Genomic DNA, 16023 nt, shown 5'->3' with positions numbered 1-16023 from the left:
CCGGACAAAGACGTTTTACCGCCGCCGCCACTGTATACCGGTGAATGGGATCGTCGTCTACCGACGCGGATCACCCCGCGCAGATTCGTCGGCAAGAGGTCGTCGCCGACCTCAGCCAGCAGGCCCTCGAGACGGGGGATCTCGACGGGGTGCTGGCCGATGCGGCGCTCGCTATCGCGGAGACGCTCGATATCGAGTACTGCTCCGTGTTCGAACTCCGACCCGATCGAACGGCGGCCGTGTTGCGCGCCGGCGCCGGCTGGTCGACCGACCGCCTCGGCTCGACCGCCGTGTCCGCGGATCGGTCCTCGTGGACGGGATACGCAGTTCGCGCGGCGGAGCCGGTCGTCACCGACGATCTCGACGCCGAGTCGCGGTTTTCCGCTCCGGCGTTGCTCGTCGATCACGACGTCGCCAGCGGCGCCGCCGTCCGTATCGGACCGGACGAGCAGCCGTGGGGCGTCCTCGGCGCGTACGCGACCGAGAGCCACGCCCTTTCGGAGGCCGACGTCGACTTCCTCGAGCGCGTCGCGGACGTCCTCGGATCGGCGGTCGAACACGCCCGCACGCGCCGCGACCTCGAGCGGACGGAGCGCCGGTTCGAGGCGATCTTCGAGGATCCGAACATCCTCGTGGGGCTGCTCGATCCGGACGGGACGGTCCGGGACATCAACGGGACGGCCATGGACTACATCGACGCCGACCTCGAGGACGTGATCGGCGAGCCGTTCTGGGAGACGCCGTGGTGGGGCGAGGTCGACGACGGTGAGCGATTCGACGAATCGCGGTCCTCGGCGGACGAGTCCGGCGAGCCCGCCGGTGTCCGGGACGACGTCAAGCGATGGACCGAACGGGCGGCCGGCGGCGAGTACGTGAACTTCGAGGCCGATCTCACCCGTCCGAACGGAGAGCGGTACACCCTGAACGGCGCCTTCCGGCCGGTCACGAACGACGAGGGCGAGGTCGTCTCGGTGATCGTCTCCGACCGCGACGTGACAGAGCGCAAGGCCCGCGAACGGGAGCTCGAGGAGTCCGAACAGCGTTACCGGACGCTGGTCGACCAGTTCCCCAACGGCGTCGTCGCCCTCGTCGACGAGGAGCTCACATACCGCACCGTCGGCGGGAATCCGACCGACACGGCCGACGCTACGGCCGAGGAAATCGAGGGCACGCCGGTCGCGGAAGCCGCCTCGCCGGCGGTGGCCGACGAACTCGTATCGAGCTACGAAGCCGCCCTCGAGGGCGAGTCGAGCGCGTTCGAATCGCGCGCGAACGACCGCGTCTACGACTTCCGGATCGTCCCGGTCCGGGACGACGACGGCGAGGTGTTCGCCGCGCTCGGCATGTCCCAGGACGTCACCGAGCGCAAGGAGCGCGAACGCCGCCTCGAGGAGTCCGAGCAGCGCTACCGGACGCTCATGGAGTACTTCCCGAACGGGATCGTGACGCTGTTCGACCCCGATCTCCGGTACGAACTGGCGGCCGGACAGGGATTCGACCGCATTCCCGTCGATCCCGCGGAGTTCGCGGGAAACCACGTCAGGGAGGTCTGGGACGACGAGACCGCAGCCACTCTGCAGCCGGTGTTCGAGGCCGCGCTGGACGGCGAGGAGCAGTCGATCGAACTCGAGTACGCCGATCGCGTGTGGGTCGTGCGGGTGGTCCCGATCACCGACGAGCGCGGCGACGTCTTCGCGGGCATGACCATGGCCCAGGACATCACCGAGCGCAAGCGACACGAGCAGTACCTCCGGGAGACGACGGCGCAACTCGAGGCCGCGACCGAAGCGGGCGCGGTCGGGACGTGGGAGTGGCACCTCCAGGAGGACGAGATGGTCGCCGGCGAGACGTTCGCCGAGACGTTCGACGTCGATCCGCAGGCGGCCCGCGAGGGCGTCTCGAGCGAGCGGTTTCTCGAGGCCGTCCACCCCGCCGACCGCGAGCGCGTCGAGGAGGAGATGGAAGCGGCCGTCGAGTCCTGCGGGGAGTACGAGGCGGAGTACCGCGTCCGAACCGCCGCCGACGAACTCCGGTGGGTGGTCTCCCGAGGCCGCGTCGAGTGCGACGAAGACGGGAACCCGATCCGGTTCCCCGGTGCGGTCACCGATATCACGGAGCGCAAACGCGCGGAATTACAGCTCGAGCGGAACAACGAGCAACTCGAGACGCTGTTCGACGTCCTCCCCGTCGGCGTGATGGTCGCCGACGCCGACGGCGGAATCCATCAGGCCAACGACACCGCACGGGAGATCTGGGGCGGCGACGTGTTCGACACCGACTCCGTCGCGGAGTACGAGCGGTTCCCGGTGTGGTCGGCCGATTCGGGCGAGCGCATTTCGCCGGAGGAGCTGACGCTCGCGCGCGTCCTCGACGGCGAGGAAGTGACGGAACCCGACATCTACGAGATCGAAGCCGACGACGGCGAGCGCCGGATCGTCCGCGTCGAGGGCATGCCGGTCCGAAACGAGCGCGGCGAGGTGACTCGCGGCGTGGTCACCATCACGGACATCACCGAACGTCGGGAGTCCCAACGCCGCCTCGAGGAGTCCGAGCAGCGATACCGGACGCTGATCGACCACTTCCCCAACGGTGCGGTCGGGCTGTTCGACGAGAACCTCGAGTATCAGATCGCCGGCGGCGGGGTCTTCGACGAGATCGGTGCCTCCGCGGACGAGGCCGTCGGTCAGACGCTCCGGGAACGGTATCCGCCGGAGCAGGTGGAACGCCTCGAACCGAAGTTCAGAGCCGCGCTCGAGGGCGAAGTCAGCTCCTTCGAGATGGAGCTCCACGACCGAGACTGGATGGCGTACACGGTTCCCGTCATGGACGACGACGACGAGATCTTCGGCGGGATGGTCATGGTCCAGGAGATCACCGAGCGAAAGGAGCGCGAGCGGAAACTCCGCGAGCGCGAGCGCAGTCTCGAGCAGTACAAGGAGTACATCGACGAGATCCTCGACGCCATCGACGACGTGTTCTACATCGTCGGCGAGGACGGCTCGCTACAGCGGTGGAACCGGAGCGTAACCGACGTAACCGGCTACTCGGACGAGGAGATCGCCGCGATGGAGCCGACGGAGCTGTTCATCGACGACGATGTCGAGGACGTCCTCGCAGCCATCGGGGAGGGACTCGAAACGGGGTCGGTCAGCGTGGAGCTGACGGTCCGGACCAGCGACGGCGACACCGTCCCCTTCGAGTTCAACGCCTCGCGGCTCGAGGACCCCTGGGGGAACACGGTACTGGCCGGAATCGGACGCGACATCACCGATCGGCTCGAGCGCGAGAAACACCTCGAGCGGTACGAGACGATCGTCGAGACGGTCAACGACGGCGTCTACGTCGTCGACGAGGACGGGCGCTTCACGATGGTCAACGAGACGTACGCGTCGATGCTCGGCTACGAGCCGGACGAACTCGTCGGAACCGACGCGTCGCGAATGGTCGACGACGACGTCACCGAACGGGTCGAGGAGCTGACGGCCGGCGACGCCGAGCGGCCGACGATCGAAGCCGAGGTTCGAACGGCCGACGGCGATCGGCTCCCCGTCGAAGGGACCTTCGCGATGCTGCCCGAGGACGACAACACGTGGCACCGCGTCAGCATCGTCCGGGACATCAGCGATCGAAAGGAACGAGAACGCCGGCTCGAGGAGTCCGAGCGCCGCTACCGGACGCTCGTCGAGAACTTCCCCGGCGGCGCGGTGGGGCTGTACGACGAGAACCTCGAGTACATCGTCGTCGGCGGCGAGGCGTTCGACGACTTGGGGATTTCGGAGGACGAGGTCGCCGGCGCGACGCTCTACGAGCGGTATCCGGACGACCTGGTCGACGAGATCGAACCGTACTTCCGAGCCGTCTTCGACGGCGAGGCGAACACGTTCGAGTTCCGAGCCCGCGGACGGGACGTCTGGGCCCACACGATCCCCCTTCGAAACGACGACGACGAGATCTTCGCGGGCATGGTCATGGTCCAGGACGTCACCGAGCGCAGGGAGTACGAGCGCAGACTCGAGGAGTCCAACGAGCGGTTGGAACGGTTCGCATACGCCGCCAGCCACGACCTGCAGGAACCGCTGCGGATGGTGACGAGTTACCTCATGCTGCTCGAGAATCGCTACGGCGACGTCTTCGACGACGACGGCCAGGAGTTCCTCGAGTTCGCCGTCGACGGCGCCGATCGGATGCGCGAGATGATCGACGGGCTCCTGGAGTACTCCCGCGTCGAGACCAGGGGCGACCCCTTCGAACCGATGGACCTCAACGTCGTCGTCGACGACGTGCTCGAGGACCTCCAGTTCCGGATCGAGGAGACGGACGCCGAGATCACGGTCGAGGACCTCCCGCGTGTCGAGGGCGACGCCAGCCAGCTGCGGCAGGTGTTCCAGAACCTGCTGTCGAACGCGCTCACCTACAGCGGCGACGAGCCGCCCCGGATTCACGTCGGCGCCGAGCGACGCGAGGCGCCACGCGCCTCGGACCATAGCGGCGAAGCCGCGGAGAACGACGGTGACGAGTGGGTGATATCGGTCGCGGACGAGGGGATCGGTATCGCCCCCGAGGACCAAGAGCGCGTGTTCACCATCTTCGACCGACTCCACAGTCGCGGCGAGTACGACGGGACCGGCATCGGGCTGGCGCTGTGCGAGCGGATCGTCGAGCGCCACGACGGCGAGATCTGGGTCGATTCGGAACCGGGCGAGGGGGCGACGTTCTCCGTCACCCTCTCCGCCTCCCGCGACCCGTAGTCCCCGCGACGGAAGCCGGCGAGCACTAGGGGAACCCGATTCGTTTACCCGCACCGTCTCGTAGCAGGGCCATGGGCTGGACTGCCGCCGACGTCCCCGATCAGCAGGGTCGCACGGTCGTCATCACGGGCGCCAACAGCGGTATCGGTCTCGAGGCGACGCGCGAACTCGCGCGCAACGGCGCGACGGTGATCATGGCCTGCCGGAGCGCGGCTCGGGGTGCGGAGGCGGTCAGCGATATCCGCTCGGACGTTCCCGACGCCGACCTCCGCGTCGAGGAGTGCGACCTCGCGGACCTCGAGTCGATACGCTCGTTTGCCGACCGCCTCGACGACGAGGACCTCGACGCGTTGATCAACAACGCCGGCGTCATGGCGATCCCGCGCTCGGAGACCGAGGACGGCTTCGAGACCCAGTTCGGCGTCAACCACCTCGGACACTTCGCGCTGACCGGACTGCTGCTCGAGAACCTGAGGCTGGACGAGGCGGGCGATTCCCGGATCGTCACCGTCTCGAGCGGCGTTCACGAGAGCGGCGCGATCGACTTCGACGACCTCCAGGGCGAGGACTCCTACGACAAGTGGGACGCCTACGCTCAGTCGAAACTGGCCAACGTGCTGTTCGCCTACGAACTCGAGCGCCGGCTGCTGACGGCGGACGCGAACGCGATGAGCAACGCGGTCCACCCGGGCTACGCGAACACGCGCTTGCAGTTTCGCGGTCCCGAACAGAGCGGCAGTCGGATCCGGAAGGCGGGGATGTGGCTCGTGAACACCGTCGTCGCGCAGTCGGCCGAGATGGGCGCGCTACCGACGCTGTACGCCGCGACCGCGCCCGAGGCCGAGGGCGGCGCGTACTACGGCCCCGGCGGGTTCGAGAACATGCGCGGCGCGCCCGAGCGCCAGGCCTCCTCGGATCGCTCCTACGACGAGGAGACGGCCCGCCGGCTGTGGGACGTCTCGAGCGAGTTGACCGGCGTGACCTACGACCGGCTTCCCGAACCGGCGCAGTCGGCGGAACGGTAGCCCGCGAACGTCTCGGCTACCGAAACGCGCCGATCGCCCGTAGCGGACCCGACCCGCTCGAAACGCGTTCGGGCGGACAGTGCCAGCAGCACCCTTAGATACGCCTGATTCGAACTCTGTGTGTGAGTAACACCCATGAGAAACGACAGCGACAGATCACTCGTCTCGCGTACCATCGAGGGGACGGAGACGCTAGTGAGCACGGAACCCGGCGAGATCTTCGTCGACGTCCCCGCGGCGAACGCCCGCTACGTCCGCGTCGAGGAGGGCGATACGATTCAGGAAGGCGACATCCGATCGCGATCGGCGGAGGAACTCGCGTCCGAATCGCTGCGGAAGTGGCGGATAGAGACGATCGGACCGGAGACGGTCATCGGAACGGATCGGGAGACGGACGAGCGACGCGAGTGGGACCGCGAGGAACTCGAGCAAAAGCTCGCAATCGGCGGGTTCAGCACGAACCTCAGCGGGTTCGAGCGGGCGACGGTCAGCGGACCGGTGGACGAGTCGAACGGGGAGTCCGTCACCGTGACCGTGTACGGAAACGACAGTCGAAAGTTCACTCAGACGTACCGACCCGTCGACGATACCGACCGCGACGAACGCCGGCTCGAACTGGCGGCGGCCGACGAGCGCGTCGAGACGTTCGACGACGACGTGCGGGAGCGGTTCGAGAGCACGGTCGCGCTCGCGCTGCGAAACGAAGGCTACGCGGTCTGACCGACCGGCCGGCTCCGCGGCGTTCGAATCGCTTCGCGGTCCCGTCGCGTTCCGGTCGCGGTAACCGTAACGCGAAAGGTCGCACGGACTAACTCCTACCTAATGAGCGACGACGGTATTCAGCGCGCGAGCGACGTGGGCTCGAGCGACGCGCCGCCGGTCGAGGAAAAGCCCTACAAGATCGTCTTCGAGGCCAACAAGTGCTTCGGCGCGGGCAAGTGCGCCGAGGTCAGCGACAACTGGGAGATGTCCCTCGCCTCGGGGATGGCTCAACCGAACGAGTACTTCTTCGGCGAGGAGGACCTCGAGCACAACGTCCGCGCGGCGGAGGTCTGCCCGGCCAAGAAGGACGACGGCTGCATCCACGTCGTCGATCGGCGAACCGACGAGGAGATCGCGCCCGATCCCCACGGCGACGGGACGCTGAGCGTCGACTGGTAGCGACTCGCGGCGGGGAACAGCGGCCGCACACCGAAACGCACATCCCGACCCCGGGACAACGGACGAGTGCCTTCTGTGCGAGGGTAGCCAAGCAGGCCAACGGCGGTGGGCTTAAGACCCGCTCCCGTAGGGGTCCGAGGGTTCAAATCCCTTCCCTCGCATCGCTGTCGCGAGCAATCCGCGAGCGACAGCGATCGGACGTTGGATTTGAATGAGACGAGTCCCAGCGTCCGAGCGACGCGAGGACGACCGTCTCGACGTCGTTCAAATCCCACCCCTCGAACCGTTGTGACTCGAGACTCCCTCGCGCCAGCGGTCGACGGAAGCGCCGAACAGTCCCCCTACACGGAGCGCTCGAGCCCGAATACACGCAGTACCGTAACGGCAGCCATAGGACACGCAAGTGCCAATTGCTTTAGGAAGAGGTGCTTTCCGGGTCGGTGTTCTTGCTCGAGGTAGGAACCGCTATGGAACAAACAGAGGCATTCCGCGTTCTCGCCAGCGCCGACCGTCAGCTCGTGCTCCACGAGCTACTCGAACGCGACGGGGCGGCCGACATCGACGATATCTCGCGACAGGTGGCCGCTCGGCGACACCGCCTCTCATCCGGCAAGATCGACGACGGGATGATCGAGCGCGCGCACGTCCGGCTCGTCCACGCTCACTTCCCGCACCTGCAGGCGCGGAATCTGATCGATATCGACTGGGACGACGAGGCGGTCGCCCTGACCGACGACGAGTCCGTCGAGCAGCTCCTCGAGGCCGCCGAAGAGTTAGAGAGTTGGCCGCCGACCGATCTCCTCGAACACCCGTCGCGCAGTCGGTGACAGTACGGTTCGCGACAGGCAGGAATAGTGAACCGTGCGGACTCCCTGAGAGTTGCAATTTTACCCTTGCAGCCGCATGCTCTGGTATGGCGTCAGCAGACGAGGCGGACGAGACCGATCTGGGGGAGCGGATCGATATTCTGTTAGTCGAACCCAACCCCGGCGACACCCGCCTCTTCGAAGAAAACTTTCGAGACGCGAAACTCATGAACGCCGTCCACGCCGTCACGGACGGCGAGGAGGCGCTCGACTTCCTCCACCAGCGCGGCGAGTACGCGGACGCGCCGCGACCGGATCTGGTCCTGCTCGAGCCCCAGCTCCCGGGAACCAGCGGGACGGCGGTGCTCTCCGAACTGAAAAACGAGCCGCCGTTGGACGAGATCCGCGTCATCGTCCTCACCAGTTCGGAGACGGGCGAGGAGATCGTCCGGTCCCACGACATCGAGGCCGACGAGTACATCCGCAAGCCCGTCGAGACCGAGGAGTTCATCGCGTTCGTCCAGGAGGTCGAGGACTTCTGGTTCGCGATCGTCAAAAACGAGTCCGACGACTGAGCGGCGCGGCGCCGCTCAGAAGGGATACTCCCGCGATTCGCGCTGGACGGAGATCACTTTCGTCGTCGTCAGTTCCTCGAGGATCGACTCGCCGTTGTACCGCCCCATGCCGGACTGTTTCATCCCGCCGAAGGGGACGTGGGGTTCGTCGTTGATCGGCTGATCGTTGATGTGGACCATGCCGGTGTCGATCCCGTCGGCGATCGTCCGCGCCTGCGCTATGTCCTCGCTGTGAACCGAGCCCGACAGGCCGTGGATCGTGTCGTTGGCCATCTCGATCGCCTCCTCGTCGCTCGAGTAGGGGATCACCGGCGCGACGGGGCCGAAGTGTTCGTTCGCCGCGGCGGCCATGTCGTTGTCGGCGTCGGAGAGGACCGTCGGCTCGAGGACGAGGCCGTCGTGGTCGCCGCCGGTCTCGAGGGTCGCGCCCTGGTCGACCGAGGTCTCGATGTACTCGACGATCTGGTCGCGCTGGCCCTCGTCGATGAGCGGCCCGATGACCGTGTCGTCGTCGCGCGGATCGCCGGTCGGGAGGGTCGCCGCGCGGTCGGCGAGCATCCCGACGTAGTCGTCGTAGACGCTCTCGTGGACGAGGTGGCGGTTGATCGAGATACAGGCCTGTCCCTGGTGGAGGAACGAACCGAAGACGCCGCCGTCGACCGCGCGCTCTACGTCGGCTCCGTCGGTGACGACGTGGACGTTGTTGCCGCCCAGCTCGAGGGCCGGGAGCGCGCAGTTGCTCGCCGCGTTCGCGGCGACGCGCTGGCCGATCTCCGTCGACCCGGTAAAGGCGAGCACGCGGGGCGTTTCGTGGTCGGAGATCGCGTCGCCGATCTCGGAGCCCCGGCCGGGGACGACGCTCAACAGCCCCTCCGGAACGCCGGCGGCCTCGAAGATCCGCGCGAGCAGCAGGCCGCCCGTGATCGGCGTGTTCGAGGCGGGCTTGAGCACGACGCCGTTGCCGGCGGCGAGCGCCGGGGCGACCGCCCGCATCGAGAGGTGCAGCGGGAAGTTCCACGGCGAGATGACGCCGACGACGCCGACGGGTCGACGTTCGGCGACGTTCTCCTTGCCCGGCGTGATCGAATCCATGTGCTGACCCGACATCCGGAAGGGGTAGCTCGCGGCCTGTTGCATCATGCCGCGGGCGGTCTGGATCTCGGCCTCGCACTTGACCCGCGTGCTGCCGGACTCGACGGCCAGCAGGTCGGCGATCTCCTCGCGGTTGTCGCCGACGAACTCGATGGCCGCTTCGATCACGCCCGCCCGCGCCTGCGGCGGCTGCTGGGCCCACGACTCCTGTGCCGCCGCCGCGGCCTCGTAGGCCCGATCGACGTCCGCCTCGGTGCCCGCCGGCACGGTGGCGATCTCCTCGCGCGTATAGGGGTTCTCGACCGACATCGCGTCCCGGTCGCCGCCGTCGGTCCACTCGCCGGCGAGGTAGAGCGCGTCCCAGCCGGCGTCGGGCGCCAGTGGCAGGTCTGTCATAGCGAGTGGTAACTGTCGTGTGCGCAAAAGGAGCACACTCGCAAACGCAACGTGGATGCACTCGAGTCAGCGCCGTGGCTGCGCGTTCGGCATCGCGAAGCCGGCGACGAGATAGACGCCGACGGCCGCGACGAGCGCCGCCGGGATACCGACGAGCGTGTCCAACTCACCGAACCCCGTCGCGAACACCACGATGCCCGCGGCCGAGAGCGCGAATCCCGCGGCGACTCGGTGGAAATCGCGCAGCGGCGCGGCATCGTCGGCGGGCATCAGGTCCTCGAGGTCGTCGTCCTCGCCCGACTGCATGAACACCGGGAGGAAACAGAAGACGCCGAGTCCGACCAGCAAGCCGGCGATAGCGCCGATCGCGACGGTGTCGAACGTGATGTAGCCCATTACCGTGAAGACGACGACGTCCATCGTCCCCGCCGCCGCGCCGATCCGCGTCGGCGTCAGCGGTCCGTCTCCGAACGAGTTCGACTCGGTTTCGCGTGCGGATTCCATGTCCGAAGTGTAATTCCGAAATAGTTTATACTTGTCTATAACTTACCGGTGAAAACAGCTCCCGGATGTCCTCGTTCCCACCGCACGACCAGGCTGACGGACCGAGCGACGGCATCGTGATCCGCGCGAAACGGCGGCTCTACGCGCTCGCCGGTGTCGTCCCGGCTCGCCGCGTACCTCGGCGTCGTGGTCTGGCTCTCCCCGCTCGCGCCGTAGTCACGACTCCGTCGCGGGGACGTCGATGTACTCGGGCGCCACCGCGTCGGTCGTGTACGTCTCCCGGCCGCGTTCGGTGATGCGCTGGCCGTCCGCGAGCATCGCCGCGGCGTCGACGACGAGCACGACGGAATCGTTCGCGTGGCGCTGCCCGACGCGGCGGGCCGCCTCGCGGCTCCCCGAGAGGTGGACCTGCTGGCGGGACATCGGTCGGAGTCCGTCCTCGCGGATCGACGCCAGGGCCGCCGGCGCCGTACCGTGATACAGTTCGTCGGGGACCGGCGCGTCGGTCGGCTCTAGGTCGACGTCGACGGAGTGGCCGTACGACGCGCGAACGCGGTCGTCCGTGCGCTCTGACGGCACGTCCGTCCGCTCGAACCGTCCCTTCGGATCCGTCGCGATCACCGCCGCGACGTGGCGGGGCTCGGACCAGTCGTACTTCCGTTCGACCGCGTCGGCGAGGGCCTCGTACTCGGTCCAGCCGCGCTCGTCGAGTTCGAGACCGACGTCCTCGGGGAAGTGCCGGAGCGCGCCGCTGACGAACTTCGAAAGTCGGCGTCGTCGCTCGCCGGAGAGCAGCACCTCCCCGCGGGCGTCGCAGACCGGACACCGCTCGTCGGCGCTCGAGTACGGTCCGTGCGCCGCGCAGGTTCTGATCGGCTCCGTCACGGCCGCCCGTACTCGCTCGAGCGAAACCAATCGCTCGGTCCCTCGGCCGTCAGTCGCCCGTTCGGAACGAGAGATCCAGCGACGGCGCCGAGTGGGTCAGCGATCCCATCGAGACGACGTCGACGCCCGTGGCGGCGTAGTCGGCGACAGTTTCGAGGGTGATCCCGCCGCTGGCCTCGGCGAGTGCGTCGTAGTCGGCGAGCAGGTCGACCGCCTTCTTCGTCTCCGCGGGACTCATGTTGTCCAGCAGGACGATATCGGCGCCCGCCGCGGCGGCCCGCGGTGCGTCGTCGACGGCCTCGACCTCGACGTCCAGTTTCGTGGCGAACGAGGTCCGCTCTCGGAAGTGCTCGATCGCGCCCTCGAGTCCCAGCTCGCCGGTAGCCGCTCGCGTATCCGAGGCGTCCTCAGAAGTGCTTTGCACTTCTGATGGGCTGCGAGAATCGCTTTGCGATTCTCGAACGCGTTGCGCCTCGCGAGCGCGTTCGACCGCCTCGTTCGTCCGCGTGGCGATCCCCGAGGCGTGGCCCGCGAGGTTGACGGCGACGCGCTCGCCCCGCAGGACCTCGCGTGCGGCCCCCTCGACGCGGAGCAATTCGTCACCGGGATCGACCGCGGTGCCGTTCTCGAGCGCCTCGTCGACCGCGACGCCGAGATAGTCGAAGACGGCCGTCGCGGCCTCGAGACCCGCCGCGATGCCCGGCTCCTTGGCGACGAGTCGTCCCGTGGTCTCGCCGGGCACCTGATTGGTCACGTCGTGGTGGCCGACGTCCTCGCGGAGCCAGCGTTCGACCTGTGCGTTCGTGATCATCGGTGGTCAGTCGTTCGCCGGGGATTCGGGCTCCGCCGTCGCCTCGTCGCCGTCGCTCACGACGTAGTGACAGCCCGTCGACTCCGCGTTCTCGCCGGCGGCGCGAGCGATCAACAGGGCGACGACGCACGCGTTGCGGAGTTCGTAGAGGTCCCGCGCCGTCCGCGTTCGAATGTACGCGTCGACCTCGCCCTTCAGCCGCCGGAGGACGGCGCTCGCGCGGGCGATCTCCTCGGGGTCGCGCTCGAGGCCGAGGTACTCGTCCATCGTCCGCTTCAGCCGGACGGATTTCTCGGCGGCGAACCGCTCGGGCAGGTCGGGATCGCTGTTTCGGAGGTCCGGCGCTTCGACGACCTCGGGGTCGGCGCCGGAATCCGCGGCGTCCTCGCCGGCCCGCAGCCCCCAGACGAGTCCCTCAAGCAGGCTCGTACTCGCCAGTCGGTTCGCGCCGTGAACGCCCGTGCGGGCGCACTCGCCGACGGCGTAGAGCCGATCGAGCGAGGTCCGCCCGCGGTCGTCGACCGCGATCCCGCCACAGCAGAAGTGCTCGCAGGGGGCGACCGGGATCTCGTCGCCCTCGATCCCGCGGTCGCGACACTTCTCGGCGATGGCGGGGTACTCGGCCTCGAAATCGAGAGGGCTGACGTCCAGCACGACCTCGCCGGTCTCCTCGCGCTCCGTTTCGACGGCGCGGGCGACGACGTCCCGCGGGGCGAGTTCGGCGTCGGGGTGGTAGTCGTCCATGAATCGCTCGCCGTCGCCGTTCCGCAGCACTGCACCCTCGCCGCGCAGGGCTTCCGAGAGCAGAAATGGATTCTCGCCAGCGTAGGCGGTCGGATGGAATTGTACGTACTCCATGTCCTCGACCTCGGCGCCCGCGAGCGCGGCCATGGCGATCCCGTCGCCGGTCGCGTCGTCGGGATTGGTCGAGCGCGCGTAGAGCGCGCCGATCCCGCCGGTCGCGAGGATCGTCGTCCCGGCGAAGACGGGGTGGCCGTCGGGTTCCTCGTCGGTCAGGACGCCGTGGACCCGTCCCTCGTGCGTGATCGGATCGAGCGCGGCGGTGTCCTGGCGGACCTCGATCCGGTCGTGGGCGTCGACGTGATTCAGGAACGGCCGGAGAATGTGCGTGCCCGTCGCGGCGTCGACGTGGAGGATGCGATGGTCGGAGTGGGCGGCCTCCCGGGTGTAATCGAACTCCCCGTCGTCGCCCTCGTCGAAGTCGACCCCGAGAGTGTCGACGAGCACGTCTTCGACGGCGTCGTCGGCGTGTTCGACGAGTACGTCGATCGCGTCGGGATCCGCGGTCCCGTCGCTGGCCTCGAGGATATCGCTTTTCAGGCTCTCGGGGTCGCCTCGCGTCGTCGAGATGCCGCCCTGGGCCCAGTCGGTGCTGGCGCCGTCGGGTTTCTCGGCTTTCGTCACCAGGAGTACCTCGGCGCCCTCCCGAGCGGCCGCGAGCGCGGCCGCACAGCCCGCGATCCCGCTGCCGACGACCAGAACGTCCGCGGTCTCCGGCGTTGCATCCCGCGTTGGGTGTTGTGTGTCGGTCATGGGTTCGGATTAGATCTCGAGCATGCGATCGAGCGCGACTTCGGCGAGTTCCTTCTCCTCGGGCGCGACCTCGATCACGTTGCGCTCGCGACCCTCGACGAGTTCCTCGAGCACCCAGGTGAGGTAGTTGGGGTCGATCTGGCGCATGGCGTTGCAGTCCATGCAGGCGTCGCCACAGAGCGGCAGGACGTTCACCTCGGGGTGCCAGCGCTGGAGGTGATTCGTGAGGTGGATCTCGGTGCCGATGGCCCACGTCTCGCCGGGGTCGGCGTTTGCGACGGTCTCGCAGATCGCTGCCGTCGAGCCCGCTTTGTCGGCGGCTTCGACGACCTCGCGGCGGCATTCGGGATGGACGATGACCTTCGCGTCGGGATTGTCCGCCCGGACCTGTTCGATGTGATCCTCGCGGAACCGTTCGTGAACCTGACAGTAGCCGTCCCAGAGGATGATGTCGCTCTCGGCGACCTCGTCGGCGTCCTTCCCCTCGGGATCCCACGGGTCCCACTCGGCGATCTCGTCTTCCATGTCGAGTCGGTGGGCCGTGTTCTCGCCGAGGTGCTTGTCGGGGAGGAAGAGGACCTTGTCGCCCTTATCGAAGGCGTATTCGAAGGCCTCGTGGGCGTTCGAGGAGGTACAGACGAGCCCGCCCTGGCTCGCACAGAAGGCCTTCAGGTCGGCGTAGGAGTTCATGTAGGTGATCGGAACGATGTCGGCGTCGGGCGCGGCCGCGGTGATCTCGGCCCACGCGCTGTCGACCTGCAGGGCTTCGGCCATCCCGGCCATGGGACACGAGGCCTCCATGCTCGGGAGGATCACCGTCTGCTCGTCGTCGGTGATGATGTCCGCGCTCTCGGCCATGAACGTCACGCCGCCGAAGATCACGTACTCGGCGTCCGCGTTCGCGGCCTCCTTCGAGAGTTGGTAGGAATCGCCGATGAAGTCGGCGTGCTCGACGATCTCCCGGCGCTGATAGTTGTGGCCCAAGATCACGACGTCGTCGCCGAGTTCCTCGAGCGCCGCCTCGATGCGCTCCGTGCGCTCGTCTTCTTCGAGCTCGCGGTATCGAGGCGGTAGTTGTTCGAGATTATCGTATTTGAACAGACTCAGATCGGTCTCCAGCTCCGCCGTTTCCATTTTGACCATTTCACGTCACCTGTGGGTAACTCCACGTCACACCGCTCTGTTGAAGAAGTTTTTCCTTCGATACTGCACACCGGCGGAATACCATCGAGGGATATCCGAGACGAAAACGGATCACCGGTGGTTCGCGCCGACCAATAGGTTGCTTCTGCTGACAGTCACCCGCTCTTGCAGTGGCGCCTTTCCGCTCGCGTCCCTAGAGACGGTATGGCACTCGAGGAGGTCTTTTCCCACTTCACCCGGCGGGACTGGGAGGAGGAATCGCCCGACGGAACGGTTCGCCTCGCCGTCGTCGGCGTCGGGGGCTTCGCTCGGAAGCGCGCGCTCCCGGCGATCGCGGAGGGGCGGTACTGCGAGACGACGGCATTGGTCTCCGGCTCGCCCGACCGCACGCGGACCGTCGCCGAGACGTTCGACGTTCCCCACGTTCTCGGCTACGACGCGTTCCTGGCCGGCGACCACGCCGACACCTACGACGCGATCTACGTCGCGACGCCGAACGCCACCCACGGCGAGTACGCCGTCGTCGCCGCGGAGCGGGGCGCCCACGTCCTCTGCGAGAAGCCCCTCGAGACGACCCGCGAGCGGGCCGTCGGCATCGTCGACGCCTGCGAGGCGGCCGACGTCACGCTGATGACGGCCTACCGGCTGCAGACCGAGCCGACGATCCGGCGGGCGCGGGAACTCGTCCGCAGCGACGTCATCGGCGACGTCGTACAGGTCCACGGCGGCTTCTCGCACCCCCTGCTCGAGGGCGCCGGCCCCGACACGTGGCGTCTCGATCCCGGCCTCGCGGGCGGCGGCGCCCTGGTCGATCTGGGCGTCTACCCGCTCAACACGATCCGCTTCGTCCTCGAGGACGATCCCGCGGGCGTCTACGCCACCACTCACTCGAGCGGCCCGCCCTTCGACGCGGTCGACGAACACGTCGCCTTCCAGCTCGAGTTCGCGAACGGCGCGACGGCCTCGTGTACGGCCAGCTTCGACGCCCACGCCAGCAGCCAGCTCGAGCTGGTCGGCACCGAAGGGAAGATCCACGTCGAGTCGCCGTTCGGCGGCGTCGTTCCCCAGGAGATGGTCGTCGAGAGCGGCGACGTCCGCATGGAGTACACGGGCCCGCGGGTCGACGAGGTCCGCGAGGAGTTCGACTACTTCGGCTACTGCGTGCTCACCGACACGGAACCGGAGCCCGACGGCGAGGACGGCCTCGTGGATCTCGAGGCGATCGAGGCCGCCTACGAATCGGCGGAAACGGGGTGTCGGGTAGGGCTCGAGTGACGGCTCGGACGGGAGCCGCTGAGCGATCGGGGGAGTCGGAACCGACGC

Annotated in this window: 13 protein-coding genes and 1 tRNA gene; 8 read left to right on the top strand and 6 right to left on the bottom strand. The window is 67.8% G+C overall.

The features are described from left to right. Positions 1-44: 44 nt before the first annotated feature. The 7 genes from HTZ84_RS14635 to HTZ84_RS14605 all read left to right on the top strand — a co-directional run bounded on the left by HTZ84_RS14635 (position 45) and on the right by HTZ84_RS14605 (position 8315). Positions 45-4748: a PAS domain S-box protein gene (locus HTZ84_RS14635; RefSeq protein ID WP_174681366.1), complete on the top strand. Its 4704-nt coding sequence runs from the start codon at positions 45-47 to the stop codon at positions 4746-4748. A gap of 71 nt (positions 4749-4819) precedes the next feature. After that, positions 4820-5773, top strand: a complete 954-nt coding sequence (locus HTZ84_RS14630; RefSeq protein ID WP_174681365.1) for an oxidoreductase — start codon at positions 4820-4822, stop codon at positions 5771-5773. A 135-nt stretch (positions 5774-5908) separates the two neighbouring features. Continuing rightward, a complete protein-coding gene (locus HTZ84_RS14625; RefSeq protein WP_174681364.1) occupies positions 5909-6493 on the top strand; it encodes a hypothetical protein in 585 nt (194 codons plus the stop codon). A 102-nt stretch (positions 6494-6595) separates the two neighbouring features. Further along, a complete protein-coding gene (locus HTZ84_RS14620; RefSeq protein ID WP_174681363.1) occupies positions 6596-6934 on the top strand; it encodes a ferredoxin in 339 nt (112 codons plus the stop codon). A 77-nt stretch (positions 6935-7011) separates the two neighbouring features. Next, positions 7012-7095 (top strand) — tRNA-Leu (locus tag HTZ84_RS14615). Between the two features lie 306 nt (positions 7096-7401). Next, complete coding sequence (locus HTZ84_RS14610) at positions 7402-7761, top strand: DUF7344 domain-containing protein (RefSeq protein WP_174681362.1); 360 nt, start codon at positions 7402-7404, stop codon at positions 7759-7761. Between the two features lie 86 nt (positions 7762-7847). Further along, entirely contained in the window at positions 7848-8315 is a 468-nt protein-coding gene (locus HTZ84_RS14605; RefSeq protein WP_174681361.1) for a response regulator, read from the top strand. A 15-nt stretch (positions 8316-8330) separates the two neighbouring features. Here HTZ84_RS14605 and HTZ84_RS14600 read toward each other — a convergent pair whose 3' ends face one another. The 6 genes from HTZ84_RS14600 to nadA form a co-directional block, all read right to left on the bottom strand. After that, positions 8331-9803 carry an aldehyde dehydrogenase family protein gene (locus HTZ84_RS14600; protein WP_174681360.1) on the bottom strand — a complete coding sequence of 491 codons (1473 nt, stop codon included), beginning with the start codon at positions 9801-9803 and terminating at the stop codon, positions 8331-8333. Between the two features lie 66 nt (positions 9804-9869). Next, entirely contained in the window at positions 9870-10307 is a 438-nt protein-coding gene (locus HTZ84_RS14595) for a hypothetical protein (RefSeq protein ID WP_174681359.1), read from the bottom strand. 216 nt (positions 10308-10523) lie between these two features. Beyond that, the gene (locus HTZ84_RS14590) at positions 10524-11192 is read right to left on the bottom strand and encodes an RNA 2'-phosphotransferase (RefSeq protein ID WP_174681358.1); all 669 of its coding nucleotides are present in this window, start codon (positions 11190-11192) and stop codon (positions 10524-10526) included. A 49-nt stretch (positions 11193-11241) separates the two neighbouring features. Then, complete coding sequence (locus HTZ84_RS14585) at positions 11242-12003, bottom strand: nicotinate-nucleotide diphosphorylase (protein WP_174681357.1); 762 nt, start codon at positions 12001-12003, stop codon at positions 11242-11244. A 6-nt stretch (positions 12004-12009) separates the two neighbouring features. After that, positions 12010-13557, bottom strand: a complete 1548-nt coding sequence (locus tag HTZ84_RS14580; protein ID WP_174681356.1) for an L-aspartate oxidase — start codon at positions 13555-13557, stop codon at positions 12010-12012. A 9-nt stretch (positions 13558-13566) separates the two neighbouring features. Then, positions 13567-14700: a quinolinate synthase NadA gene (gene nadA / locus HTZ84_RS14575; RefSeq protein ID WP_174681355.1), complete on the bottom strand. Its 1134-nt coding sequence runs from the start codon at positions 14698-14700 to the stop codon at positions 13567-13569. A gap of 204 nt (positions 14701-14904) precedes the next feature. Between nadA and gfo6 the strand changes: the two genes are divergently transcribed. After that, positions 14905-15975, top strand: a complete 1071-nt coding sequence (gene gfo6, locus HTZ84_RS14570; protein ID WP_174681354.1) for a D-xylose 1-dehydrogenase Gfo6 — start codon at positions 14905-14907, stop codon at positions 15973-15975. Positions 15976-16023 lie beyond the last annotated feature (48 nt).

This window comes from Haloterrigena gelatinilytica, from assembly GCF_013342145.1.
Classification (GTDB): domain Archaea; phylum Halobacteriota; class Halobacteria; order Halobacteriales; family Natrialbaceae; genus Haloterrigena; species Haloterrigena gelatinilytica.
The sequence above is the reverse complement of the archived record's forward strand: the minus strand, read 5'-3'. Positions and strand labels throughout refer to the sequence as shown.